The 24,293-nt window shown below is 59.6% G+C and carries 23 protein-coding genes, 1 tRNA gene, 1 pseudogene and 1 riboswitch; of the genes and pseudogenes, 13 read left to right on the plus strand and 12 right to left on the minus strand.

Annotation, left to right across the window (positions count from 1 at the left end; genetic code table 11):
- The 3 genes and pseudogenes from AC11W3_RS13970 to AC11W3_RS13980 form a co-directional block, all read right to left on the minus strand.
- Nucleotides 1-523 (minus strand): annotated as a pseudogene (locus AC11W3_RS13970) (hypothetical protein); the annotation flags it as partial.
- A 152-nt stretch (nucleotides 524-675) separates the two neighbouring features.
- Entirely contained in the window at nucleotides 676-2,124 is a 1,449-nt protein-coding gene (locus tag AC11W3_RS13975; RefSeq protein ID WP_484093180.1) for a B12-binding domain-containing radical SAM protein, read from the minus strand.
- 396 nt (nucleotides 2,125-2,520) lie between these two features.
- A complete protein-coding gene (locus AC11W3_RS13980) occupies nucleotides 2,521-2,994 on the minus strand; it encodes a CYTH domain-containing protein (protein ID WP_484092026.1) in 474 nt (157 codons plus the stop codon).
- Nucleotides 2,995-3,107: 113 nt separating this feature from the next.
- Between AC11W3_RS13980 and AC11W3_RS13985 the strand changes: the two genes are divergently transcribed.
- Entirely contained in the window at nucleotides 3,108-3,971 is an 864-nt protein-coding gene (locus AC11W3_RS13985; protein ID WP_484092025.1) for an alpha/beta fold hydrolase, read from the plus strand.
- Between the two features lie 126 nt (nucleotides 3,972-4,097).
- Here AC11W3_RS13985 and AC11W3_RS13990 read toward each other — a convergent pair whose 3' ends face one another.
- Together AC11W3_RS13990 and AC11W3_RS13995 are read right to left on the minus strand one after the other, a co-directional pair.
- A complete protein-coding gene (locus tag AC11W3_RS13990) occupies nucleotides 4,098-5,006 on the minus strand; it encodes a pirin family protein (protein WP_484092024.1) in 909 nt (302 codons plus the stop codon).
- Between the two features lie 130 nt (nucleotides 5,007-5,136).
- Complete coding sequence (locus AC11W3_RS13995; RefSeq protein WP_484093181.1) at nucleotides 5,137-6,270, minus strand: ion channel; 1,134 nt, start codon at nucleotides 6,268-6,270, stop codon at nucleotides 5,137-5,139.
- A gap of 543 nt (nucleotides 6,271-6,813) precedes the next feature.
- Here AC11W3_RS13995 and AC11W3_RS14000 point away from each other — a divergent pair.
- Both AC11W3_RS14000 and AC11W3_RS14005 read left to right on the plus strand, forming a co-directional pair.
- A complete protein-coding gene (locus AC11W3_RS14000; RefSeq protein WP_484092022.1) occupies nucleotides 6,814-7,380 on the plus strand; it encodes a hypothetical protein in 567 nt (188 codons plus the stop codon).
- Nucleotides 7,381-7,431: 51 nt separating this feature from the next.
- Nucleotides 7,432-8,658, plus strand: a complete 1,227-nt coding sequence (locus AC11W3_RS14005; protein WP_484093182.1) for a PQQ-dependent sugar dehydrogenase — start codon at nucleotides 7,432-7,434, stop codon at nucleotides 8,656-8,658.
- 94 nt (nucleotides 8,659-8,752) lie between these two features.
- On the opposite strand, the gene AC11W3_RS14010 is transcribed toward AC11W3_RS14005, so the two are convergent.
- Nucleotides 8,753-8,953, minus strand: coding sequence for a cold-shock protein (locus AC11W3_RS14010; protein ID WP_484092020.1), 201 nt, complete (start codon nucleotides 8,951-8,953; stop codon nucleotides 8,753-8,755).
- Between the two features lie 431 nt (nucleotides 8,954-9,384).
- Between AC11W3_RS14010 and mobA the strand changes: the two genes are divergently transcribed.
- The 3 genes from mobA (at nucleotide 9,385) to AC11W3_RS14025 (ending at nucleotide 12,820) form a co-directional block, all read left to right on the plus strand.
- On the plus strand, nucleotides 9,385-10,002 hold the full coding sequence (gene mobA, locus AC11W3_RS14015) for a molybdenum cofactor guanylyltransferase (protein ID WP_484092019.1): 618 nt from the start codon (nucleotides 9,385-9,387) through the stop codon (nucleotides 10,000-10,002).
- Between the two features lie 247 nt (nucleotides 10,003-10,249).
- Complete coding sequence (locus AC11W3_RS14020) at nucleotides 10,250-11,476, plus strand: molybdopterin molybdotransferase MoeA (protein WP_484092018.1); 1,227 nt, start codon at nucleotides 10,250-10,252, stop codon at nucleotides 11,474-11,476.
- A gap of 111 nt (nucleotides 11,477-11,587) precedes the next feature.
- On the plus strand, nucleotides 11,588-12,820 hold the full coding sequence (locus AC11W3_RS14025; protein WP_484093183.1) for a PAS domain-containing sensor histidine kinase: 1,233 nt from the start codon (nucleotides 11,588-11,590) through the stop codon (nucleotides 12,818-12,820).
- A 58-nt stretch (nucleotides 12,821-12,878) separates the two neighbouring features.
- Here AC11W3_RS14025 and AC11W3_RS14030 read toward each other — a convergent pair whose 3' ends face one another.
- On the minus strand, nucleotides 12,879-13,256 hold the full coding sequence (locus AC11W3_RS14030) for a PH domain-containing protein (protein ID WP_484092016.1): 378 nt from the start codon (nucleotides 13,254-13,256) through the stop codon (nucleotides 12,879-12,881).
- 382 nt (nucleotides 13,257-13,638) lie between these two features.
- Here AC11W3_RS14030 and AC11W3_RS14035 point away from each other — a divergent pair, with 382 nt between their 5' ends.
- A complete protein-coding gene (locus AC11W3_RS14035; RefSeq protein ID WP_484092015.1) occupies nucleotides 13,639-14,079 on the plus strand; it encodes a MarR family winged helix-turn-helix transcriptional regulator in 441 nt (146 codons plus the stop codon).
- Between the two features lie 114 nt (nucleotides 14,080-14,193).
- Nucleotides 14,194-14,589 (plus strand): cupin domain-containing protein, encoded by a 396-nt coding sequence (locus AC11W3_RS14040; RefSeq protein ID WP_484092014.1) that lies wholly within the window; start codon nucleotides 14,194-14,196, stop codon nucleotides 14,587-14,589.
- 356 nt (nucleotides 14,590-14,945) lie between these two features.
- Here AC11W3_RS14040 and AC11W3_RS14045 read toward each other — a convergent pair whose 3' ends face one another.
- The 5 genes from AC11W3_RS14045 to AC11W3_RS14065 all read right to left on the minus strand — a co-directional run bounded on the left by AC11W3_RS14045 (nucleotide 14,946) and on the right by AC11W3_RS14065 (nucleotide 17,240).
- On the minus strand, nucleotides 14,946-15,215 hold the full coding sequence (locus AC11W3_RS14045) for a type II toxin-antitoxin system RelE family toxin (RefSeq protein WP_484092013.1): 270 nt from the start codon (nucleotides 15,213-15,215) through the stop codon (nucleotides 14,946-14,948).
- Nucleotides 15,199-15,411 (minus strand): DUF6290 family protein, encoded by a 213-nt coding sequence (locus AC11W3_RS14050; protein ID WP_484092012.1) that lies wholly within the window; start codon nucleotides 15,409-15,411, stop codon nucleotides 15,199-15,201. The genes AC11W3_RS14045 and AC11W3_RS14050 overlap by 17 nt, the downstream gene beginning before the upstream one ends.
- A 106-nt stretch (nucleotides 15,412-15,517) precedes the next feature.
- Entirely contained in the window at nucleotides 15,518-16,003 is a 486-nt protein-coding gene (locus AC11W3_RS14055; protein ID WP_484092011.1) for a hypothetical protein, read from the minus strand.
- A 519-nt stretch (nucleotides 16,004-16,522) separates the two neighbouring features.
- Nucleotides 16,523-16,586: transfer RNA gene (locus AC11W3_RS14060), tRNA-Pro, on the minus strand.
- Between the two features lie 60 nt (nucleotides 16,587-16,646).
- A complete protein-coding gene (locus tag AC11W3_RS14065) occupies nucleotides 16,647-17,240 on the minus strand; it encodes an outer membrane beta-barrel protein (protein WP_484093184.1) in 594 nt (197 codons plus the stop codon).
- Between the two features lie 114 nt (nucleotides 17,241-17,354).
- A riboswitch (cyclic di-GMP riboswitch) is annotated at nucleotides 17,355-17,431 on the minus strand.
- 339 nt (nucleotides 17,432-17,770) lie between these two features.
- Between AC11W3_RS14065 and AC11W3_RS14070 the strand changes: the two genes are divergently transcribed.
- The 5 genes from AC11W3_RS14070 to AC11W3_RS14090 form a co-directional block, all read left to right on the plus strand.
- Nucleotides 17,771-18,229 carry a chemotaxis protein CheW gene (locus tag AC11W3_RS14070; protein WP_484092009.1) on the plus strand — a complete coding sequence of 153 codons (459 nt, stop codon included), beginning with the start codon at nucleotides 17,771-17,773 and terminating at the stop codon, nucleotides 18,227-18,229.
- Complete coding sequence (locus tag AC11W3_RS14075) at nucleotides 18,226-19,767, plus strand: CheR family methyltransferase (RefSeq protein ID WP_484093185.1); 1,542 nt, start codon at nucleotides 18,226-18,228, stop codon at nucleotides 19,765-19,767. Before AC11W3_RS14070 ends, AC11W3_RS14075 begins: the two co-directional genes overlap by 4 nt.
- A 67-nt stretch (nucleotides 19,768-19,834) precedes the next feature.
- Complete coding sequence (locus tag AC11W3_RS14080) at nucleotides 19,835-20,467, plus strand: chemotaxis protein CheW (RefSeq protein WP_484092007.1); 633 nt, start codon at nucleotides 19,835-19,837, stop codon at nucleotides 20,465-20,467.
- Between the two features lie 72 nt (nucleotides 20,468-20,539).
- Nucleotides 20,540-22,396: a HAMP domain-containing methyl-accepting chemotaxis protein gene (locus AC11W3_RS14085; RefSeq protein WP_484092006.1), complete on the plus strand. Its 1,857-nt coding sequence runs from the start codon at nucleotides 20,540-20,542 to the stop codon at nucleotides 22,394-22,396.
- Nucleotides 22,397-22,465: 69 nt separating this feature from the next.
- Nucleotides 22,466-24,293 (plus strand): chemotaxis protein CheA (locus tag AC11W3_RS14090; RefSeq protein ID WP_484093186.1); only part of this gene is annotated, 1,828 nt, incomplete at its 3' end.

Consider the following 24,293-nt stretch of genomic DNA (forward strand, 5'->3'; position numbering starts at 1 on the left):
CCCTTGGCCCCGGGGTAAAGGCGACCATGTGGATGGTCTCCCTGGCACCCTTGGTCAGATTCTTGGCCACCGTCGGCACCATGCCGTTATAGACATCGAGGGGCAGGTCAAGCTTCCCCTTGAGCACTTTCTCCTGCCCGTCCTTTCGGGATTTCACCTTCACCTGATAACTTTGGGTCGCACGGTCCAGTACGATGTCCATCTCGTCCTTGAACGACGGTCCCTTCTGCACCAGGTGGTAACTCTTCATGGTGAAGACACGGTGCTGGGAGAAGACTGCGCTCTCGTCGTGTACCGAGCCGTCCTTGAAGATCAGCAGGGTGCGGCATTTTATCTCTTCGCCCTTGTGGACCTGGAGGAAGTCTCCCGCCCCGATGCGGACGCCCTTGGCGTCACTGAGGGTGAGGAATCCGCGCACCATCCCTTCGCTGAATCGTACCGGAATCTGTGCCGCGCCAGCCGTGCCGGACCACAAGGTCAGCGCGCATAAAAGCAGCAGCCACGTTGAAATGGACGATTTCACGACGGCATCCTCCCCTGTCGAAACCCGTTCGCCCTGAGCCTGTCGAAGGGCGCATTTATGAGACCGCTGAACGAGAGACAAGTCTGGCAGTAAATGCCTACATCCTCATAAAAAGCTGCTCCCACCCGAAAACATTGGACGATTGTAACACATTATCTTTTGACCGCTCGGGAGGGCGATGAGTTGCCGCTTATTGCCCTCCCGCTGGCGATGATCTTGTTGACATAATGAGCATAGCGCCAGAATGGGCCAGGTACCTTTAGCATGGTGCCAAGCCTGCGTAATGTGCCGAGAGAGCTCGAGCCTGTATCAGAGACAAAGATGCAGCGGGACAGGTCCAATAGGCCTTTTCGTAACTCCTCTCTCGCGAATTGCACAGAGATCAGAGGGCTGAAGTAAAAGGTCGGCATGAGGAGGTCATCAGATGCATCGATGACGGATTCGTTCACCGCGACTTCATGAAGTGCAGTGCCGGGAAAGATCCTGATACCGGTGGTGATGAAGGCGGCATCCTTTCTGCTGATGCCCCTGTTGATGAAATCTATGGTCTTCCTCAGCGACCGGCCATCCTCCTTCGGTGCTCCCAGCAGAAAGCACCACAGTGCCCTGATTTTTGATGCGGAAAAAAGTTCGGCGGCACGGGCGATGTCTTCCTCGGTGAATCCCTTTCTCAATGCTGCCAGCGTCACGTCGGAGGCACTTTCCGGGGTAATGACCAGTGAGCTGAACCCCGCCCTCTCCATCAGCGTGAGCTGGGCCTTGGTCAACCCCTTCGGGGAAATCGAGGAGGCGCGGAATTTCGCCTTCACCCCACGCCTCATGAGCTCCTCCAGCATCCCTTCGAGATACCCCTCCGGCTCGTTGAAGATGCTGTCCACGAACTCGAATTCCCTGGCCGCGGTGTTACGCATGCTCGTCACGATCTCCTCGACCACGGAGGAAGGGTCACGCAGGCGCCAGCTATCCCCTTCGATCTTGTTGTAGGTGCAGTACAGGCACCGGTTGGCGCACCCCCTCTTCCCCTGAACCGGCAGCACCGGTTCGAGCCTGAGGTACTCCTTGGTGTTTAGCCAGTGGTGCATCTGAGGCATGACGTGAAAGTGCGGCCCTGACGCTGCCGGAGGCTGAGAGTTCCGTCGGGAGACAACTCCAGGTGTCCCTTCGGCGTCGGCGAGGCTGCCGCGGCTGAAGAAACCGACCGCGGACCGTTCCCCCTCACCGACGACCGCGTGATCGAGGTCCAGGTATTCCAGGAGCGCGACCGGCATGATGCTGACCCCGGCCCCTCCGAGGAGGATCCGGGCATCGCTGCGGCTTTTGATGAAGTCCGTGATCTCTCTTAATTCGGGGAGAAAGGATCTGGGGGAAAGGAAGTCGCAATTGTCGAGGTTTCTCACGGAGAGGCCGATGCCGTCAGGGCGGAAGGTGGAGAGGGCCCGGGACAGCGCCCGGAAGGGATCGCTTTGGAAGCAAAGATCGAGGAGCGAGACTTCGAAGCCGGCAACACGCAGAGCCTCGGCCACCCAGGCAGCCCCGATGGGAACCGTCGGCTGCGGAGCCCATTCGCGGCTGGTGCTGATCATGAGAATGCGGGAAGTCATCTTCCGGCCCCTAAAATCATTAAAGGAGTCCCCCTCACCGCTATATTAGAGGACCTATTGACACTGAAAATCATGCAGGAGTAGAATGAACTTAGTTGGGAAGGAAAAAAGATCTTTGAAACAACTCCCGCGTGGCATGAAGCGGCCCTTCGGGGGTTGGTAATTGGCGTCCACGCGGATCAAGCCGAAAGGCGCAAAACCTCACTCCCGTCGGGGGGTAAAAAGTCCTGACGTAGGTCTGAAGCAGGGTTTTCACGGGAAGTGTAAGTATCGCTCACTCCCGGAAGCTTCACACCCTCAGAGTCGAGCGCTGGTCCCAACATGGGCGCCAGTTATTTTTTCGGGAAAAGGCGCAGTCATTAATGTGACCGCGCCTTTTCTTTATTCGCAGCGCAGTCACTTCCTCCACTCGGAGTAGGGATGCTGGACAAGGTTGACGTTGCGATACCTCGGATCGTGCGAGACTTCCTCGCCAACCCACTCCGGTAATTCAACCTCCTGGTCCTCCGATTCCAGCTCCACCTCGGCGACGATCAGCCCCTCGTTCTCCTTCATGAACTCGTCGACCTCCCACTCCACCCCCGCGTGCTGGACCTTGTAGCGGTTCTTCTCTATGTACGGTTTCCGGCAGAGCTCAGCGAGCATCTCGTTCGCGTCGTCGAGAGGGATGCCATACTCATACTCCGCCCGGCTCACACCTTCAGTCTTTCCTTTTATTGTCAAAAAGGCTTTCTCTCCCTGCACGCGGACACGCACGGTGCAGTCACCGCCGGCAGTCATGTAGCCCTGACAGGTGTGAATGGGACCGCTGTTGCCGTGGCGCCAACCATCCCCCCTTACCAGGAACTTTCGCTCGATTTCCTTTGCCATTGATCATGCCTCCAGAGTCATGCTCTTCCAAATGCGCAAGCAAGCTTAGCACATTTTCATTCTGTCTGCCGCTCCACTTCAATTACCACGCCCCTTTCTGATACAATCACATCATGAAACCACCTCTTCGAGAGTGCATTCTTTCCGCTTCCGACACGCTCCGCTACCGTGTCTACGGCAGCGGCCCCATCCCCGTCATACTGGTCCATGGCCTAGCCTCCCGTTCCGAATGCTGGACCGACGTCATACCTCTGTTCCCATCCGCCGAGTACACGATATATGCGGTCGACCTGTTGGGGTCGGGGGAGTCATCCAAGCCGAAGACGGCGGATTACTCGATCCGCGGCCACAGCAGGAGGCTCATGAGCTTTCTGGAACAGGAATCGCTCTCGGGGGTGACGCTGGTGGGGCATTCGCTGGGGGGAGCCGTCGTCCTGGTGGCCGCCATCGAGACGATGCTGACGGGGAAAGATAATCTCGTTGGTTCCCTGGTGGTGATGGCGGGTCCCGGTTTCCTCCAGCGCCTCCCCCTGATAGCCGAGATATTCCGGCGTCCGTTGGCCGGTGCGCTCTTCGTGACCCTTTACGCACCTGACGCCTGGGTCAAGATCGGCCTGAAGGCTGCTTACTACGACAACAACCTGGTGGACCGGGAACACATCGCCCGCTACGCGCCGTGCTACCGGGACCGGCAGGCCAAGCGGGCCCTGGTCGAGACCTGCCGCAGCCTCGTCCCGGCGGATACGGAAGAGATCGCGTCGCGCTACGGCGACCTCCGGCTCCCGGTCCTGCTCCTTTGGGGACGCCATGACAGCATCGTCCCCCTTTCGCAGGGCACCAGGCTCAATGCGGCGATCCCGGGATCGAAACTGGAAGTTCTGGAGGATTGCGGGCACAACCCGCAGGAGGAGAAGCCGGAGGAGACCTTCGCCATCATCGACAGGTTCATCACGCAGGGCAATGGCAAGGGAGCATGACCGCAGAACTCAGATGCCGCTTTCCCGGTCGCCGGGAAGAAGCTGCTGGTCCGCCAAGCAACGGCGGACGTAGGCAACGCCCCCACAGCTCAAGGAGCACCTGCCACCGCCAGCTTGCACAGCAGACTACTTGTGCTTGACGAAGGTCCCCTCCTGGTATTCCCTGAAGGCGACCTCCAGCTCTTCCTGGGTGTTCATCACGATCGGGCCGTACCACGCCACAGGCTCCCCTATCGGCTTCCCCGAGACCAGCAGGAACCGGACCGGCGATGCCTGGGTGTTCACCGCCACGGCATCGCCGTCCTCAAAGAGAACAAGGTTCTCGGGGCCGCACTCGCAGCGCCGATCGAGATCGAAGTAGTTGGTTCCCACCATCTCGTGCGAATAGGGATTCCGCTCCAGGTCGAAGTAGCCCTGGCCATCGATGACGTAGGCGAAGGCCGTATAGCCGCGCCTGATGGCGTGGGTGAACGTGCTGTCGGCTGGGACCGTCACATCGAGGTACTCCGGATCGACCACCACGTCCCGCACCGGCCCCCGCACCCCGCCGATATCGCCGGCAATGACCTTGACCCGTACCCCGTTCAAGTTGGCTTCGGGGATCTCGGCGGCCACCAGCCCCAGGTAACGGGGGTCCATCATCTTGTGGGAAGCAGGGAGGTTCGCCCACAACTGGAATCCCCACATCAGGCCGGCATCGTCTCCTCGCGGCATCTCCTGGTGAATGATCCCGCTTCCGGCGGTCATCCACTGCAGGTCCCCGGATTCGATCACCCCCTTGTTCCCCATGCTGTCCCCGTGCTCCACCCGCCCATGCAGCACATAGGTGATGGTCTCGATGCCTCGGTGCGGATGCCAGGGGAATCCCTTCTGATAATCCGCCGGGTTGTCGGAATGGAAGTCGTCGAGCAGCAGAAAGGGGTCGAACTCAGGTGCCTGGTAATAGCCGAAGGCCCTCTTCAGGTGGACTCCAGCACCTTCAATAGTCGGCTTGCTCTTCCAGACTTTGCTTATCTTGCGGATCGACTGCGTCATGACGGCCTCCTGTGCCACGCCGGTTTCTGTTGATATCTGGAACGGTACTCATAGGCTGGGCGGCCCCTGGCCACATTCGCGCTGGCGATGCCCCACAGGGTGCCCACCCTGCAGTGGCTCACCCGGAGGGCTAGAAATGCTCCCCGCCTGCCATCCCCGGTGGTTTCCTCCTTATCGCCCCCTGCTCCCAGGTGCTCGCCTGCCAGTTGTCCACCCGGTCCCTCTCAGCCAGCCAGGGAGGAACCGTCAGACGGAAACGGCGGGCCAGGGCCTCGACGTACGGCTCGTACATGCGCCGCAGTTCCTCCAGCCTGGCCTCGAACCCCTCCTCCCTAAGCCGTATCCCCGCCGACGATAGGGCGCCCCGCAGCGCGGCCATCTTCTCCGGCGGCAGCCGGTCCTCGGCCGCAACCCTCGGGGGGGTGCTGAAGACCAGCGACAGGTCGACCACGGCATGACGGGCCATGGCGAAGGTCAATTCGGCCTGCCGCTCGCATGCCCCCTCGACACCCGCGACAACCAGGGCGCAGCAGTCGAGGATGGCGGTCAGGGCGCCCAGCCACGACTGGTTGTCATGCTGGGAGCGGAAGTAGGCCAGAACGGGATAGGAGAGATGCCCCTCCAGGAAATCGGCCGACCACCTCTCCCATTCGTGGAGCAATTGCCGGAGCGCCTCCATCCCGTGTTCATAGCCGTGCCTTCCGAGCATGCCGGAGGCGGTGGGAGGGGAGCCGGCCCGGGCGTCCAGCAGCGAGATGCTGACCTCGCGCCGCGAGAATGACTGGTTGAGCGCCGGGAAGTACGCGATGACCAGCGCCAGAAGGCCGAACCCCATCCCGGCTTCGATCACCACCAGGAAGCGCGCCGCGCCGTTTCCCGGGACGGCATCTCCCAGTCCGAGGGTGAAGAAGGTGGTGCTGCTGAGGTAGAGATCGGTGAGGAAGCCGGCGTAGTGGTCATGCTGAATCGAGGTCGACCCCACCGCCCAGTGCAGCAGGCCGAACCCGGTGATGAGTCCCGCAGCCCAGAGGCTGAGAAGGAGCAGCAGCGACAACGGCCCGAAAAAGCTGAGCCAGGTCTCCTGTCGCCGCGCCGGAACCAGGGAGCTGACGACAGCGGTCCAGACGAGCCAGGTTACGCGATAGAAGACGCGGGTGAGGCGGAAGCGGCGGGTCACGCGGCGCGGCAGCACTACGGTCTCGAACCCCTCCCAAAGGACGGTCAAGATCAGCGCGACCCCGCACAGACTTACCAGAACGGTCATTTCCGCACCCGCCATTGCACCCGTGTTTTTGGATCCCCCTGGCGCTTTGTCGGAAATTCAGCGCCGGGGCAGAGGAGACAGGACCGGAAGGTAATCCTGGGTCCCCACCTAATGAGTATCCTGAAATTCTATTGTGGTGACGTGGGTTGTCAATCCAAGTCCCGTTCCGCAGGCTCCCTGGTCCGAGGGTCCCGGCTTCATGAGGAATGGGTGGCAAGGTTTCTTGCAGCGTCTGGAAATGGCTGCGGGGCCGGGATTGGGAAAGTTATCCCCAAGCCGCCGGCCCCGCAGTTTGGTCAGCGAGCAATCGAAGAACAGTTGGACCACCGGCCCCGGCGGCTCTCTCATTGGCGCGGATGCTACCGGTCCCTAACATTAACGGCGTTGACTCGCGACACCTTGCTAAGTAAGATTGTAAAGGTCCAATGAAAAAACATAACCCGGGCTTTTAGGAGTTCCTTGAATTGTTGTCATCGGAGGTATTTGGGAGAGGGCTCGAAGTCGAGAGGAATCTCAAGTAATCTGCGGAGATAGGGAAAAGTCATGGAACATCTGATCGAGGAAGCCTTCCGTGTCGCCATAGTTACCGAGTCGAACAGCTACCGGACCTATCAAGGTGCGGCGGTCATGATGCCTGAAGGCAGCGGCAGGGATCTGCTGGAAAAGTTGGCGGGCGAGCAATTGAAGATCATCGAAGAGATCTCCCGGCACTGCCCGTTTACGGTGGTCAGGATGGAGGAACAGCCCGAGGATCAGCAGCCGCAGTCCCCGAACCCCTATGCCCTGGAATCCCCCGAGAGAAAGCTCTACAAGCAGCTGCGCGTCGCCCTGGTCGACAAGCACTGCTGCATCGAAAAGTACATGATCTTCGCCGCCTCCTTCAAGGAGCCCACCGTCTGCCGGGTCTTCGAGCTTGCCCTCGGCAGGTCCCGCGAACTCTTCGATCTCATCGCCGAAGCCTACCGGCAGGCAGATCTCCGGCTGCACGGACCGGAACTCAACCGACGCAAGAAGCGAACCCACATCAGGCCCCTGAGCCGCCCCGCGCCGAACAAGCACACCGAGGTCTTCATCTCCCTGCTCGATTCCGGTCGTAACACACTCTTCTGATTGATTCCGGATCTCCTCTTCCCCGGGTTGCCACCAAGACAGGACTACTACATGAAGATCCCCATCTCCTTCCGGTGGAAAGCGGCAGCGGTCGTTTTCGCCGCCATCGCCGCCTCTTTGACCGGGGGTGAGACGCCGGCCTCGGCCGCGACCGTCCCTCCCCCTTTTCCTCCATCCCTCACCCTTACTCCAGTCGCCCGAGGCTTCCACCAGCCAACCACCATCGCCAACGCCGGCGACGGCACCAGGCGCCTGTTCATCCTCGAGCAGAAGGGCACCATCAGAATCATCAAGAACGGGGGAGTCCTCCCTACCCCCTTCCTGGACATCACCGGGCTGGTCAGGTCCGGCGGTGAGCAGGGACTGCTGGGCATCGCCTTTCCCCCCTACTTCGCCAGGCGACGGAGCTTCTACATCAACTACACCAACAGGGTCGCCGTCGGCAACACGGTAGTGGCGCGCTATGCCGTCAGCTCCGATCCCGACCGTGCGGACCCGGCCTCGGCCCAGAAGATCCTGGGCATCGTGCACCCCTTCCGCAACCACAACGGCGGCCAGATGGCCTTCGGCCCCGATCATTACCTCTACATCGGCACCGGCGACGGCGGGAGCGCCGGGGACCCCTTCCATAACGGCCAGAACGTCAAGAGCCTGCTGGGGAAGATCCTGCGGATCGACGTCCTATCCGGCACCCCGCCCTACGGCATCCCTAGCGGCAATCACTTCGGCAGCGAGGTCTGGGCCTACGGCCTGCGCAATCCCTGGCGCTTCTCGTTCGACCGTGAAACCGGGGAGCTCTACATAGCGGATGTGGGCCAGGACGAGGTGGAAGAGATCGATTACCAGCCTGCGGGAGCGGGAGCGGGGGGGAATTACGGTTGGAACATCATGGAAGGGAGCCGCTGCTTCAAGCCCAAATGCAGCAGCAAGAACCTGGTCCTGCCTGTCGCCGAGTACTATCATGGCAACGGCGACTGCTCGGTAACAGGCGGGTACGTCTACCGCGGGAAGAACAAATCATTGCAGGGGATCTATCTTTATGGGGACTATTGCAGCGGCAGGATCTGGGGGCTGCGTAAAATCGGCAACCGTTGGGAAACGAAACTTTTGAAGGAGAGCAAGCTTGCCATCTCCACTTTCGGCGAAGACGAGGAGGGCGAGGTCTATGTCGCCGATTACGCCACCGGCACCATCTACCGCATCGGCGCCCCCGAGACACAAACTCCCCCTCTCCCGCCGGGAAAGGGCAGGGGTGAGGGACTCCGCCATCCCCGATGAACGATCCGTCGCGGGACGGTCGGTCGATGATTCGCATAAAAAAAGCCCCGGAAAATTCCGGGGCTTTTTTCAACCGTGATGGACCAGCGTAATGCTAGACCCTGGCCACGTTAGCTGCCTGGAGACCTTTCGGGCCCTTGACAACTTCGAACGTAACGCTATCGCCTTCAGCAAGGGATTTGAAGCCGTCGCCGGTGATAGCAGAGAAGTGGCAGAAAACGTCCTCGCCATTATCCTGCTGGATGAAGCCAAACCCCTTGGTGTCGTTAAACCATTTTACAGTACCGTTTACCATTTAAATTACCTTCTCCTGATCTTTCCTGCTGAATTTTCCGATTACGGAACGACTCAACATAACAGCTACCCACACATAACGCAACTATTTATTTGGTGATCCGTTGATTTTTTTAAACCTTCACCAATTTGACCTTGGTGTCGTAGAAGGAAACGCTCCCCCGACCTTGTCGATCATGCAGGTGTTCTTCAGCTGGGGGTCGGTCCACATGGCCACATGGGCATGGCCCCCGGCACGGCGTCTTCCCTTCTAGCGGCAGCCGGTTAGCGCCAGCCCAAGCATCTTGACTCTATTGGCGCAGGCGGATATAGTATTGTGCCGCAATGCACGAAAGATCAAAAGATTTCAAGGCCTTGCCGAACAATTCACAAAATCGGCTGATTCGCCACAGCAAACATCCCCTACTCCCGAGTTGGCTGATCGGAGTCAACATGCCCGAGCCCCACCAAAGCGACGTCACTGGCGTCATCCTCGTCGGCGGGAAAAGCCGCAGGATGGGCCAGGACAAGGCTTTCATGAAAGTCGGGGGCACCACCATCTTCGACCGCGTGCTCGGGGTCTTCCGGGAGAACTTCGACGAGGTGGTGCTGGCCGGTGACCGGGAGGAGCGTTTTTCCGGTTACGGGCTCCCCGTAGTTCCGGACATTTACCCCGGCAGCGCCCTCGGGGGTCTCTACACCGGCCTTCATCATGCCGAGACCGAATATATCTTCGTCGCCTCCTGCGACCTCCCCTTTCCCAGCGCCGATCTCCTCCGCTATCTCTGTTCGTTGAAGGAAGGCTACGATGCCGTGGTGCCGGTTCCGGAGCACGGCTACGAGCCCCTTTTCGCCGTCTACTCCAAGCGTTGCCTCGAGCCGATCCGCGAACTGCTGGAGAGCGGAGACTTCTGCGCCTATCGCTACTACCCGAAGATACACGCGAGATTCGTTGCCGAGGCCGAGTTCTCCCACCTGTGCTCAGCCGGCAGGTGCTTCATCAACGTCAATACCCCGGAGGAGTTTCAGCGGCTCGAAGAGGAGTTGGATCCGCCCCTCTCCACAACCTGAAAGCGAACGGCCGTTTCTGCCGAAGCTTTCCAACGGCAGCGATCAGTTGCTACGGCTGAGCCCGTCGAAGCACCGTCTCCGTTCGTGCCGAGCCTGTCGAAGCAATGTCTCCGTTCATGCGCGAGGCTGTCGGAGCATAATTGCCGTTCGTGCTGAGCCCGTCGAAGCACCGTCTCCGTTCGTGCTGAGCCTGTCGAAGCACGCAATTCTCTTTCAAAAATTAGCCGTGGCACCAAAGGAGGAAAGTGTGGTCAGCATCGAGGAAGCACAAAAAACGATTCTCGGCTTCATCCCCCAGTTGGAAACCGAGAAGGTCTCCCTCTTCCAGGGGCTGAACCGCGTCACGCCGCAAGACCACATCGCCCCCTGGGACATTCCCTCCGCCGACAACTCCGCCATGGACGGCTACGCCTTTTCCCATGCAGGCTTCACCGGCGACCGCCTCCGCGTCGCAGGTTTTCTCCCCGCAGGAGAGGTCCATACAACACCGGTCCGGCCCGGGGAGGCCATCAAGATCATGACAGGATCCCCCCTCCCCTCCTGCTGCGACACCGTCGTCCCCATCGAGGAGGTGGAGGACGACGGCGAGTGGATCAGGATAACGTCGCCGGTGAAACCGGGCTCGCATGTGCGCAAAAAAGGAGAGGACATCAGTCGCGGTGATGCCGTCATCGCCGCGGGAACCGTGCTCAGACCGCAGGAAATCGGGATGCTGTCGGCAATGGGGACGACGTCGCTGGCGGTCCACCGCCGGGCACGGGTGGCGATCCTCTCCACCGGAGACGAGCTCCTTGAGCCGGGATCGACTCCCGAGCCGGGAAAGATCATCAACAGCAACAGCTACAGCCTGGCCGCACAGGTCCTCGATGCCGGAGGAGACCCCGTCCTGCTGGGCATCGCCCACGACACCCTCGAAGCCACCTGCGACAAGATCAGGGCAGGTCTCAATGCCGATTTCCTGGTGATTACCGGGGGCGTCTCGGTCGGCGACCGGGACTATGTCAAGCAGGCGATCGAGGAACTCGGTGGGACGGTGACCTTCTGGAAGGTCAACATGAAGCCGGGAAAGCCGCTGGCCTTTGCCATGCTGCATGGAAAGCCGGTCTTCGCTCTCCCCGGGAACCCGGTGGCCGCCATGGTCTCCTTCGAGCTCTTCGTACGCCCCTCGATATTGAAGGCCATGGGAAACCGGCGGATTTTCCGCCCGGTCATGCAGGCGACCCTCAGGGAACCTGCGGCCAACAAGGGTAAGCGCCCCCACCTCGTCCGCGGGATTGTCTCCAAAAGTGGCGACAGGTATGAGGTATCAACCACCGGCAACCAGAGTTCCGGCCGCCTATCCTCCCTCACCCAGGGTAACGGCCTTATCCGCCTTGCGCCAGAAGCGTCTCACCCAGCAGGCCAGGAAGTCGAGGTTCTACTTCTTGATCGTGGATTCGAGATGGGAGAGGCAGGGGAAGCTCCGCCATACTAAACGCCAAAGCAACTGCCATGACACTTGATGAGACAACCCTTATGTGTTATTGATGATGCTGCCTCCAGGACTGAAATCTTGATTGCCATCATCGAAAGGGGTCGAGACACCGTGAGTGCCAAATGTAAGGAAGCCAACCCCTCCGTAGACAAGTCTCATCTCCCTTCATTCTTCTTGCCCGCCGAAAGGAAGAACCGCGACGAGCTGGCTCGTGACATTCACCAGGTAGCAGGGCATCCCTTGATCCATAGCCTGATGAGTATCGCCAACGGGCTCTTTGCCGTTTTGAACGAGCAGAGACAGGTTATAGCCGTCAACAAAGCATTTCTGGAATTGATGGGGATAGAGGACGCCGAGGTGGTGCTTGGGCTAAGGCTTGGTGAGTACATCCACTGCATTCATGCCTGCGAGATGCCTGGGGGGTGCGGCACTTCGAAATACTGCCCAACCTGCGGCGCCGCCGTTTCCATGATGGCAGCAATGGAGAGCAGGAAACCGCAGGAACGGACCTGCGCCATCACGGCGGAAAAGGACCAGAAGCGGGTGGATCTCTTCTTCAGCATCAGAAGCTGCCCTGTGACTATAGGGGATGGGTCGTATCTCCTGTTCTTCATGCAGGACATCACGCTGCAGCAGAACAAGAACTGTCTCGACAGCACCTTCTTCCATGACATAAACAACATCATCCTGGGCCTGGTAGGAAAAAGCGAGCTGCTGTCATTCCAGGTAAGGCCGCTGGATGACAAGGTTAAAGAGCTTCACCAGATAGTGATGCGGATTGCACAGGAAGTAGCCATTCAGGATTCACTGCGGAAGTCACTCGACAACATGTATAAGCCGCTATACTCGCAGGACACCGCAAACAGCGTCCTCTGTGAAATCGACCAACTCTTCAGCGACCATCCCCTGACCGCGACCCGGGTACTGGAAGTGAGCTACCTCGCGGACCCGATATCCCTGACCACCGACTTCTGTCTGGTAAACCGGATCGTAAGAAACATGGTCACCAATGCCCTCGAAGCCACACCCGACGGGGGAATCGTCAGGCTCTCCGTCCTCCCGACCGATAGTGCCGTGACCTTCCGCGTGTGGAATGAGGGAGAAATTCCTGCGGAGATAGCGACAAGAATCTTCCAGCGCAACTTCAGCACCAAGAGCAATATGGGCAGGGGACTTGGGACCTATTCCATGAAGCTTTTCGGAGAACAGGTTTTAGGCGGGACGGTTGCTTTCGAATCAACCGAAGAGTCAGGGACCACTTTCACCCTGACACTGCCGGTCAAGCAGGTGTCGGCACAGGGCACAGCCGGCATGGCGCCATCCGACGAGACGCGGAAGGCATAGGTCGCGTGACCGGCGCATAGGAGGTCGGCTGCGGCGACGGTGGTCGAAGAAGCTGAAGCTATCTCAGCACATGGCTTGCCAGCATCTTCTGTACTTCGTAAACGTTCACGTCGGCGGTGAACTTCTTCTCCAACGGTAGCGCATCGTTGCCGATCCAGATCTTCAACTCCGCATCGAGGTCGAAGGGGCTCCCCGTGACCACGCTGAACTTCATGATCTTCGTGTAGGGGATCGATATGTACTCCATCTGCTTCCCCGTGATCCCCTTGATGTCGACGATGATCAACCGCTTATTGGTGAAGAGGAAGGTGTCGCGGAAGACCGCGAAACCGACCTCTATGATCTCCCCATCCGTCAGCAGCGGCGCGTAGTTCGCGTGATACTTCTTCCCGTCCGCAGCTCCGCTCCCCTTGGCCGCCCCAGTAAAAATCCCCATAACTTACTCTCCCATACAATCAACGATCCGCAATTGCACCGTACTTATCGTCACGGAGGAGCGGAAACTATAGCGCTATGATGGATGTCACCCGTAGCGCCCACTTTCGGAGGGGAGGATGGAGCCGTCAGACTGCAAGCCCCGCGATTATTTGCACGTAAGTAAGTAAAGAGATCAGCCTGACGTGAGGCAAGGAAAGGATGATCCCTTCGGGGGGTCGCGGGGGGCACGGAAAGCTACCACGAACAAAGTGGACCAGAAGGGGACCGGAACTGAAAGACCGGAATGGCTACGGCCGGTTGTCATTTCCGGGTAGGGTAGGACCTCTGACCACGGGCAGAAAAATCTTGACTTTAGTTCGTCCACGAACTATTTTAGAGAAATGAAAGATAACTCACCCCGCAGCATTGTTGATCTGGTTGCCAGAATACGTGAGGCAGCTAATCTGCTGATTGAGAGAGAGCTTCAGAGACGTGGCATCACGGGGATCGTGCCGGCCCACGGCCTGGTGTTCTCATTTCTTTTTCGCCAGAACGGCGTAATTCCCATTAAAGCCTTGGTTCAGCAATCCGGGAGGGTGAAATCAACGGTGACGGGGATGATTAATACCCTTGAGAAGCATGGGTACATCTATAAGCAGGAATGCGCCGAAGATGCGCGCTCTACGCTTATAGGGCTCACCGAAAGGGGCAAGGCGATTAGACAGGATTTTGAAGAGATTTCAACTATTTTGGAAAAGAAGGTGTACGGAGAAATGCTGCTGGACGACCGCCAGCGTCTGGTGGAACTCTTATCGGTAATCGAAGAAAATCTGAAGCGGTAGTTTTTTTAACTTATTAGTTCGGTCACGAACTTTTTAAGAGTAAGCGTCTTCCACAGGCGTCGTTTCAAAAATGTGTAGCCATGTGGCTCACAAATCATAAACAGGAGAAGGAAAATGGAAAAAATGGGTAAAAACTACAAGGCATCTTCCATCGGCAGTATCAAGGAGCTTGGACGTGTGACACTGAACGAACAGCTCTCGCTCACTGGATCTGAAATATCGATCAATGAACTACCAGCAGGGGTAGGCGTACCGTTTGTTCATGCACACAAGCGCAACGAGGAGGTCTATATCATCCTAAGCGGCAAAGGAAGGTTCTTTGTCGACGGTGATGAATTCGGGGTGGAAACGGGGGATGTGGTTCGCCTTGATCCGGCTGGGGAGCGCTGCATCAAGGCTGATGACCAGGAGGCAATAAAATTCATCTGCATTCAGGCTGAAGCAAAGAGCCTGGTACAGTTCACTCAAGACGATGGTGTCCCCTCAGAAGCCAAACCGTCCTGGTATTGACCCGGCATACAGGGCGATCATTTCCTTGCGTTCAAAAGCCCCCTTAAGTTCACAGGGGATGTCCAGTCATTTTTGGATAACGAGACAACCAAGGCTCACTAAAGTAAGGGCCAAGGTGTTTTGATCCTGGCGAGCGGCAACGAAAAGGCCCTTGGCGATTGCCAAGGGCCTTTTCAATTAATGGTCGGAATGAGGGATTCGAACCTCCGACCCCCTGCTCCCGAAGCAAACGCACTACGAGCTGCAAGCCATATCCTCCGAAGGCTGAGCGTGCAAGGGCTGTTTCAGCGAGCATGGAAGGCAAACGCGAACAAAGCGGACCGGACCGGGACCGGAGAAGGAGCGGCTACAAAAGTTTAGGGCCGATAGACTTCCCGTCGATGTCCCACCGCCAAGGCCAGGACAACCAGCCGGTCGTTGTGAATCTGACAGATGATGCGATAATCACCGATCCGGTAGCGCCACAGCCCGGATAAGTCGCCACGTAGCGCCTCGCCGAAATGACGAGGGTCTTTGCACCCTTCGATGCGGTCGTCGAGCCAGTCGAGGAGGCGTTTCTGCACCGGGCGGTCGAGCCGGTGCAACTGCTTCTCGGCTACGTCGCTGATCTCAACCGTCCAGGCCAAGGTCCCGCCTCAGTTCCTGCAACGATCTGCTACCTTTCGACTCAGCCAGCGCGTTCTTGGCCAATTCGAGGTCTTCGTTGTCCTCCAGGTAGCGGATCACTGCTTCACGCACCACCGCGCTGCGGTTGCTTTGCTTCACCTTGGCCAGCAGGTCGATCTGCTCTTCCAGCTCTTTTTCGAGGCGTATAGCAAGCATGGGAAATCCTCCTGTATTACATTGTATAACATGGCGGTCCGATGAGGTCAACCTGGTGGTGCATGGGGGCCATCGTCGCCGTGCTTTCCGCGTGTCTTCGCTCAATTCAAGGATCGTAAAGGCGGACCTGCAGGTCATCAAAAGCCTTTTTCAAGTCTCGACAGTAACTTTCCACAATGAAAAAGTATTTGCCGTCTGGCTGGATGCCCACTCCGATGCTTGGCTCGGCTTCAAGCATACAGATGTCACAACTCTTCTTGACGTTGAATTCATGGGCTAATCCGCACCTGAAGACACTGTAGACGTCGTGCATGCTTCTGAAAGTCTTGTAGGGTGGCCCAAGTAGATTGAAAAACTCATTGAACCTTTGCGAAGGCTTAGCCTGCTTGTGATAGGCAGCAAACAGTAGTTTGCCACCGAACTCCGTGTAGCAGAGAAGGCCAAGAGCCGCCAGGAAGTTACCTGCCCCAGCTGTAATCCCCAAATCTCGAAGTGCTTTGGGGGCAGAGCGGTCCGCCTTAGCTAGTTCAATCTCACGGTCCACATCGGAAAACATGAAGAGTTTGGCCTGCAGGAATTCGTCTTTGGTCATGTTTCCTCCAGTAGGCCCATTGCACCCCGTCGGACTGTTGATAACAGTTGATACATTAGTTCGCAGTATGCTACCCCAAGTTCTTGCCGTGGCAAGGCCTCGTGCGGTATTTTCAGAAGCCCCCGGAAGAGGAGCGACTGGACAGATCAGGAGGCAAGCGGCATCCGAACTGCGAGCAGCTGAAGCTGGTTCGGGTGGCAGATGAGGCCAGAAAGAAGCCTACCTACCCCGTGCCCCGCAGTGGAGCAGGGGGCATTTTTCTGGTGCGAGGGGGGCGGGGAAGTACCGGATGAGGACCGGAGAGACCGGAAAGGCCCGAGTTGGGATGGGGATGCAACGACGGGAGGCCATGAGCTGTTGGTGGTGGAAGAATATGTAGCGCGTGGGGGGCCGAGGGAGGTGATACAGGTGAAAACATAACTTCCGAGGTGACGTAAGGACCGTTCCTCCTGAACCGGAGGAGGAACGGAGCTGAAACGACGAAGGCCCTTGGCGGATGCCAAGGGCCTTCGTAAATAATGGTCGGAATGAGGGATCGAACCTCCGCCCCCCTGCTCCCGAAGCAGGTGCTCTACTGCGCCATCAGCGACAGCGCCAGCACAGATAACAATGTCGTTTACTTTTCATTTTCCAGGTGACCTGCTCAGTTGAAGAAATATCGGACGCCGAAGGTACTGGAAATGCTGGACGAATCGAAGCTGCCAACGCGGTCGCCAAACCTGTTGCTGATGGCGGCATTGGGCGCAAAGGTTCCCCTAAGCTCGGCGTTGAGAGCCAGTTGCCGCCGAAGGAAGTAATCGAACCCACCTGCGACATGGCCACCGATCTTAGTGTCGACGTCCTGGCTGGAACCGTCATATGGCTGGTAATCGGCGGCGAGGATATCCATACCGACGCCGAGGTAGGGAACGAACTGACTGCGAGTAGACGTGAAGCGATACTGCCCGCCGAAGGAGACGTCGGTAAGGCCGAAGTCACCGGTCTCGGAGCCGAAACCGGCTCGCGTCACGTCAAGGTTCAACGCGAAGTGATCGTCGAGGCCGTAGATGAGCCCCCCTCCACCGACGATACCGGTGTCGGTGCTGTTGTGATAAAAGTCGGACTCGTTGTCGGCGGGTACGAGGAAACCCAATTTTGCAGTTACGCCGAGCCTTCCGTTGATAGTGTCGGCGCTGGCAGCCCCCGCGACCAAAGAGATCGTAGCCGCCAGGCAGGCGATCAATACATGCTTTTTCATTACTTTCCTCCCTACTTAGTTGTTCATTGAAACGTCAGGTGAAACAGTTACCCTCTCCTTTTCCCCTCCTTCAGGCCGCAAAAAAGCCGGGGCCTAGATATCGATTGCGATAGCTTCGGCGACCCGGCTGTCTCGGTGAGACCCTGTAGGCTTTCCGTCCCATCCTTGCGGATGGTTTAGTATTGTCGTTTATCGTGGTGCAGCTGCACGCATTTTTTACCGTGCCTTTAATAGCCCGCCGATGGTCTCAAGTCAAGAGATTTGTCCATGGATGGCAAGGTTTAAATGCAGGCTGACAGACACATTCAGGACGGGGGCCAGGCGGGCCGATGACGAGTTGCTCTGCCGGTTCTTTGATGTAAAGTTTTCTAATTCAATTAAAAGCCCTGTTACTGAGAACAGCATATTGTGTGTTGACTAGAAAATCAGTCAATAGGCAGCCGCAGTTTGCAGTTCCACCCGACATTGCAGTGCAAGGTGAATTTGGACGTAACTGTCATTTTGGTACCCTGTCATGGAGGAGACCGATTATGACACCTCACCTGCTCATCTTTTCCCTTCACGGGCAACGCTACGCGCTGCGGCTCGAGTCCGTGGAAAGGGTCGTCAGGGCCGCGGCGATAACGCCTCTCCCCAACGCCCCGGAGATCGTGCTGGGCATTCTGGATATCCAAGGAGCGGTGATTCCCGTCATCAACCTGAGAAAACGCTTCCGGCTCCCCGAGAGGGAGATCAGCAGCGAAGACCAGTTCGTGATCGCCCGGATTGGATCGCTGACGCTCGCCCTGGTGGTGGATGGCGCCGAGAGCGTCATAGCGCAGGCGGACCTCCCCGTGACCCCGCAGGAAGATATCCTGACCGGTCTGGGCTACCTGGAGGGGGTTACCAGGACAGAAGAAGGACTCGTCCTGATCCATGACCTGGAGAGCCTGCTTTTCCCGGCTGAGGAAGATCTTCTCACGCAGGCGCTGGAGCAGGTGAAGGGATGAGCGTCCACAAGACGACGGAGACCCTCTCGCTCTTCGCCAAGTTCATAAAAAGGACTATGGGGCTCCATTTCAGCAGGGAGCGTCTCCCTGAACTGGAACAGAAGATGGCCTCCCTGGCCAGGGAGGCGGGCTACGCCGATCTCGAGAAGTACCTGCGCCAGCTCATGTCGGCGCCGCTCTCACAGGAGCAGCTCGAGAACCTTGCCCGCACCCTCACCATCGGCGAGACCTATTTCCTGCGCGACCCAAGGAGCTACCAGGTCCTGGTAGAGGAGCTGCTGCCGGGGCTGATCGCTGCCCGGCGCGCCACGGACAAGACCCTGAGGATCTGGAGTGCCGGCTGTTCGTCAGGGGAGGAACCCTATTCCATCGCGATCCTTTTGAGCCGGGCCATTCCCGATCTCGCCAGTTGGGAGATCGAGATCCTTGCGACCGACATCAACCCGGCGGCCCTGGATCGGGCGCGTCGGGGCGTGTACAGCCAATGGTCCTTTCGCAATGCCCCCCCTTGGCTCATGGATTACTTCACCAAACGCAAGGACGGGCGCTTCGAGATCATCCCTCGCATCCGCGAAATGGTCCGCTTCAGCCATCTGAATCTGGCGGACGACGCGGGGAAGGGAGCCGCTAAGGACTGCACGGAAGAGCTGGACATCATCTTCTGCCGCAACGTCATGCTCTATTTCGATGCGGCACAGATCGAAAAGACGATTTCAAGGTTCCACGCGGCGCTCAAAGATGCCGGGTGGCTCTTCGTGGGTCCGACCGATGTCGACCACCGTCTCTGTAAGGGATTTTCCTGCCGGCACTACGGCGGCGCTTTCGTTCTCAGCAAGATGTCAACGGAGGAGAAAGCGGCGGTTGCGCCCTGGCCCGCGATCCTACCGTTCGACCAGGGAGGCACCGCGCCGGCTGAAAAGGGGGCTGCCCTCCCAAGCGAGCCCCCCCCCGCGCCTGCCGCGGAACCGTCAGCCGCGCCCGAGCCCGCCACCCCTTCCGGCCCTGCCCTGCCCGAGCGAATCGAACCGGGCACAACAGAGGTGCCCGGGGAAAGCGGCTATGCCGAAGCTCTTGCCCTGTACCGGGCGGGGCGCTACGAGCAGGCCGCCGACCTGGCGCTGCGTTCCCTTGGTGCCGGGGAAGAGCAGGCGAGCGCCCTGGCACTTGGCGCGCGTGCTTATGCCAACATCGGCCGGTTCGCCGAGGCACGGGAGTGTTGCGAAAAGGCAATCGCCTGCGACAGGTTAAGCGCCCACAACCACTACCTCCTCTCCATCATACTGGAGCAGCAGGGCGATACCGCAGGTGCCATCAGGTCGTTGAAACACGCTCTCTTCATAGACCACGATTTCCTCCTCGCGTATTTCGCCCTAGGCAACCTGAGCAGGCAGTGCGGGGATCAGAAGGAGTCGGAGCGGTACTTTGCCAATGCCCTGCGCCTTCTGGAGAGGCGAGACCCCCATGAGGTCCTTGCCGAGGCGGATGGGATGACGGCGGGAAGACTGGCACAGATCATCCGTGCCATGACGAAGGGATAGAAAGAGTCGACGGCCGGCGGGGGAAAGGCATGCCCCTGTCACCACTCCTGACTTGAAAGGAGCGTACATGAAAGGTAAAGAGCCCTCCGGTTCAGGGGAGCAAGGCGGGATCGACTGGTCCGCCCTCCTTAAGCGTCTGGAATCGGTGAACACGGCGGCTTCGGATGAGCGGGCCCTTCCCCCCGAAAAGGAGGAGGCGGTCCTGAAGGCGCGCGCGGTCGAACTGGCTAAGCGACCGGCCAGGGATGCGGGTGAAGGCAGACGGCTCGACTGCCTGGAGTTCCAGCTTTCGGGCGAAAGCTACGCCATGGAGATGTCGTATGTGAGCGAGACACTGCCGCTTACCGATTTCACGCCCCTTTTTTGCACGCCCCCTTTCGTGCTCGGCATCACCAACCTGCGCGGCAGAATCATCTCCATCATCGACCTGCGGCGCTTCTTCGAACTCCCTACCGTCGGGCTCTCCGACTTGAACCGGGTAATCGTGGTGGGTAACGGCAGCATGGAGTTCGGGGTACTGGCAGACACCATCGTCGGCATGAGATCGCTCCCCATCGGGGAACTGCACCCCCCCCCGGCAACGTTTGCCGGCATCAGGGAGGAGTTTCTGACCGGCGTGACGACGGACCGGCTGGCCCTTTTGGACATGGGGATGATCCTTTCCGACAAAAGGGTCATAGTGCACGAAGAAGTGTCCTGAAGGGCGGAAAACGGTTCGGCTCGGGACGAGCATTAGATATGGATCTCATTCAAAAGGCAAACGGGGGGTTCCATGCTGAGTAATCTCAAGATCCGGTCCAGGTTGATGGCAGGCTTCGGCATAGTTGTCCTGTTTCTCGTCTTTATCGGGGTTCTTTCCCTGAGAAACCTGGCCGCACAGGCCGCCCTGATGGCGCAGTTCTACGATCACCCCTTCACGGTGACCAACGCGATCAATCAGGCCGATGCCTATATCGTGAGGATGCACCGGGGCGTGAAGGATCTGGTGCTCTACGCAAACGACAGCCGGGAAGTGGAGATGGCGGTAAGAGCCATCGACGACTCGGAAGAGGTCGTGTACCGGCAACTTGCCTTGGCGAGGGAGCGGTTTCTCGGTGACAAGAGCAAGATCGACCAGATCAAGGCATCGATGGACGAATGGAAGCCGGTCCGCGCCAGGACCATCGAACTGGTAAGGCTCAACAAGATACCGGAGGCGATCGCCTACCACAAGACCTATGCGAGGCAGCTGGTCGCCAAGATCGATACGCAGATGAACGAGATACTGAAAACCTCCACCAACACTGCGCTACGCTTCGAGAGCGAGGCGAAGCAAAACGAGCGCTGGACCTTCACCATTACCGCGGTTCTGGTCGTCCTTGCCGCACTTCTTGCGGTTGCCACGGCATTTGCCATCACCGCCTCCATCGTACGTCCGCTCGACAAGGCGCTGGAGGCGGCAGACAGGCTGGCCCAGGGCGACGTCTCCGTCGAAATCGGAAGCGATGCACCGGACGAAATCGGGCAACTGCTGCGCGCCATGGGGAAGATGGTGCAGTCGCTTCGCCGCATGGGAGAGAGCGCCAACCGGATCGCCCTGGGAGACCTCGAGGTGGAGGTGGTGCCCAACTCGGAGCGGGACGTCTTCGGGGTTGCCATGCAGAACATGGTCGGCTCGCTGAAAAGGCTCGCCGCCAGCGCGGACCGGATCGCCGCGGGGGACCTGACCCTCGACGTGATCCCCGCCTCGCCGAAGGATCAGCTCGGCAACTCGTTTTCCGCGATGGCGAAAAACCTGCGGGAACTGAACCTGGAGATCCGCGATGTGGTGAACGTGCTCGCAGGCTCCGCCGGCGAGATCATGACGACGGTGAGCCAATTCGCCGCCAGTTCGGCACAGACCGCCAGTTCGGTCTCGCAGACCAACGCCACGGTCCAGGAGGTCCGCCAGACGACCGACCTCGCGTCGCAGAAGTCGAGGCAGGTATACGAGAGCTCATCCAAGTCCGTGCAGGTCGCCAAGACCGGTCGGCAATCGGTCGAGAACGCCATAGGCGGAATGCGGGGGATCGACGAGCGCATGGGTTTCATCGCCGAGCGCATCGTGAACCTGAGCGAACAGAGCCAGGCGATCGGCGACATAATCACCACGGTCAGCGACCTGGCCGAACAGTCGAACCTCCTCGCGGTGAACGCCGCCATAGAGGCTGCCAAAGCCGGGGAGCACGGCAAGGGCTTTGCCGTCGTCGCGCAGGAGGTGAAGAACCTGGCGACTCAGTCCAAGCAGGCGACATCCCAAGTGCGCAGCATCCTCGGCGTCATCCAGAAAGCGACGACTGCGGCGGTGCTCGCGACCGAGCAGGGGAGCAAGGCCGTCGAGGCGGGTGTCAAGCAGTCGAGCGAGGCCGGCGAGACGATCCGCCTGCTCGCCGCAACCATCGAGGAGAGTTCCAACGCCACCCTGCAGATCGTCACCTCCACCCAGGAGCAGGCGATCGGCATGGACCAGATCGCCACCGCGATCCAGAGCATCAACATGGCGAGCGGCCAGAACGTGGAAGGGTCGCGCCAGATCGAGGCGGCCGCCCGCAACCTGTATGAGCTGAACCAGAAGCTCCAGCAACTGGTAAGCCGGTACCATGTGGCATGAGGGCCCGGATGACGCGCCAGGAAGCCGCAAGGGGCGCGGGGGACGGTGCCGGGAGAGAGGGCACCCTTCATGAATGAGAGCGAGTCCTTGCTAAAAGAGCTCCTGGAAACCTTCCGGTTAGAGGCCCAGGACCACATCAGCGCCATATCGACCCTGCTCGTCGAATTGGAAAAAAGGAGCGAGGCTGCCGAGCGCACGCGTCTTGTGGAGGCCATCTTTCGGCACATGCACACGCTGAAGGGGGCGGCGCATGCAGTGAACCTCACCGAAGTCGCTCAAAGCTGCCAAGACCTCGAGGACCTGCTCGCCGACCTGAAGCGTGGCGACATCCCCCTGGACCTGGGGCTTTTCGACCGGCTCCATGCCGACATCAATGCCCTCTCCGGGCTCATCTTCACGCGGGAGGGGGACGGCGCGCCGGGCGCTGGACCCGCAGGCGTCGGCGAGCCCCCCCCCTCCCCTCCCGGCAAGGCGCTGCCGGAGTCGGAAGCGGTCCCGGCAGCAGGCAAAGCCGAGGCGGGGAACCTCCGCGCCGGTGCAGGGAACGCCAGGAGTCCCGTGACGGGTGCATCAGAGTCCGACGTGCATGAGCGCCGCCCCGCGCACGACGAGAGGGTGCCGTCAGGCGAGACCGTGAGGGTTTCCACTCGGGTGCTCGAATCGCTCCTCTTGCAGGCCGAGGAACTCGTTTCGGCAAAGCTTGCGGCTTCGGCGCTGGTAGAGGAAGTGGCGGCCATGGCCTCTGAGCTCTCCGGGCGCGCCAACGACCGGTCGCGGGCGCTCGATCTGGCCCGGGAGACGCTCAGAAAATCGCAGCAGGAGGGGCCAGGAACGAGGCTTGCGGCCCTGATGGAGGAGCGCTGCCAGAGCGAGCGGCATACGGAGGGGCACCTGCGCTCTCTGGAGCGGGGCGGCGAGAAGCTCCTCCGAACCCTCAGGGGGATGATAGACCCGCTTCTGGAGGACATGAAAAAGCTGCAGCTCCTTCCTTTCTCCTCGCTCACCGACCCCTTTGCCAAGCTGGTCCGCGATACCGCCCGCGAACTGGATAAGGAGGCCGAGCTCAGCATATCCGGGGGGGAGCTCGAGATAGACCGGCGCATCCTCGCCGAGCTCAAGGAGCCGCTTTTGCACCTCGTGCGCAACGTGATGGATCACGGCATCGAAAAGGCGCACGAGCGCCGGCTCAAGGGAAAGCCTGACAAGGGGAGGATCAGCATCGGGATCCGGCTGCAGGACGCGAACCGCGCCGAACTGGTGGTCGCCGACGACGGCCGGGGGATCGACCTGGCACAGGTTAAGGGGGCGGCGCTCGGGCTCGAGCTGTTGACACCGGAAAGCATGGAGCGAATTTCGGACGCGGAAGCGCTCCAGCTCATCTTCGAATCGGGGATCTCCACGAGCCCGATCATCACGACCATCTCGGGGCGCGGCGTCGGCCTCGCCATCGTGCGCGAGACCCTGGAGAGACTAGGCGGGCATGTGACGGTCGCATCCAGCCCCGGCCAGTGGACCGAATTCCGCATCTCCCTGCCACTCTCATTCGCCATGATGCGGGGGCTCTTGGTGGAGACGGGAGGGCGCACCTGCATCCTCCCCGCCGCCAACGTCGAGCTGACCGACCGGGTCGCTGCCATTCAGATCAGGAGCGTGGGAAACCGGGACACGGTGGTCCTCGCGGGCGAGGTCCTCTCCCTGCTGAGCCTCGCCCGGCTCCTTGAGCTTGGCCAGGGAAGCGAGGAAAATGCAGACGCCTTCCAGCAGGTCGTTCTGCTGAACGTCGGCGAGAAACGGATCGCCTTTGCCGTCGACCAGGTGGTCGGGGTGCAGGAGATCCTGGTGAAGCCTCTGGGCAGCCAGCTGTCGCGGGTAAGGAACGTGGCCGGGGCGACGGTGC

The sequence above is a fragment of the Geomonas sp. genome, assembly GCF_056994735.1.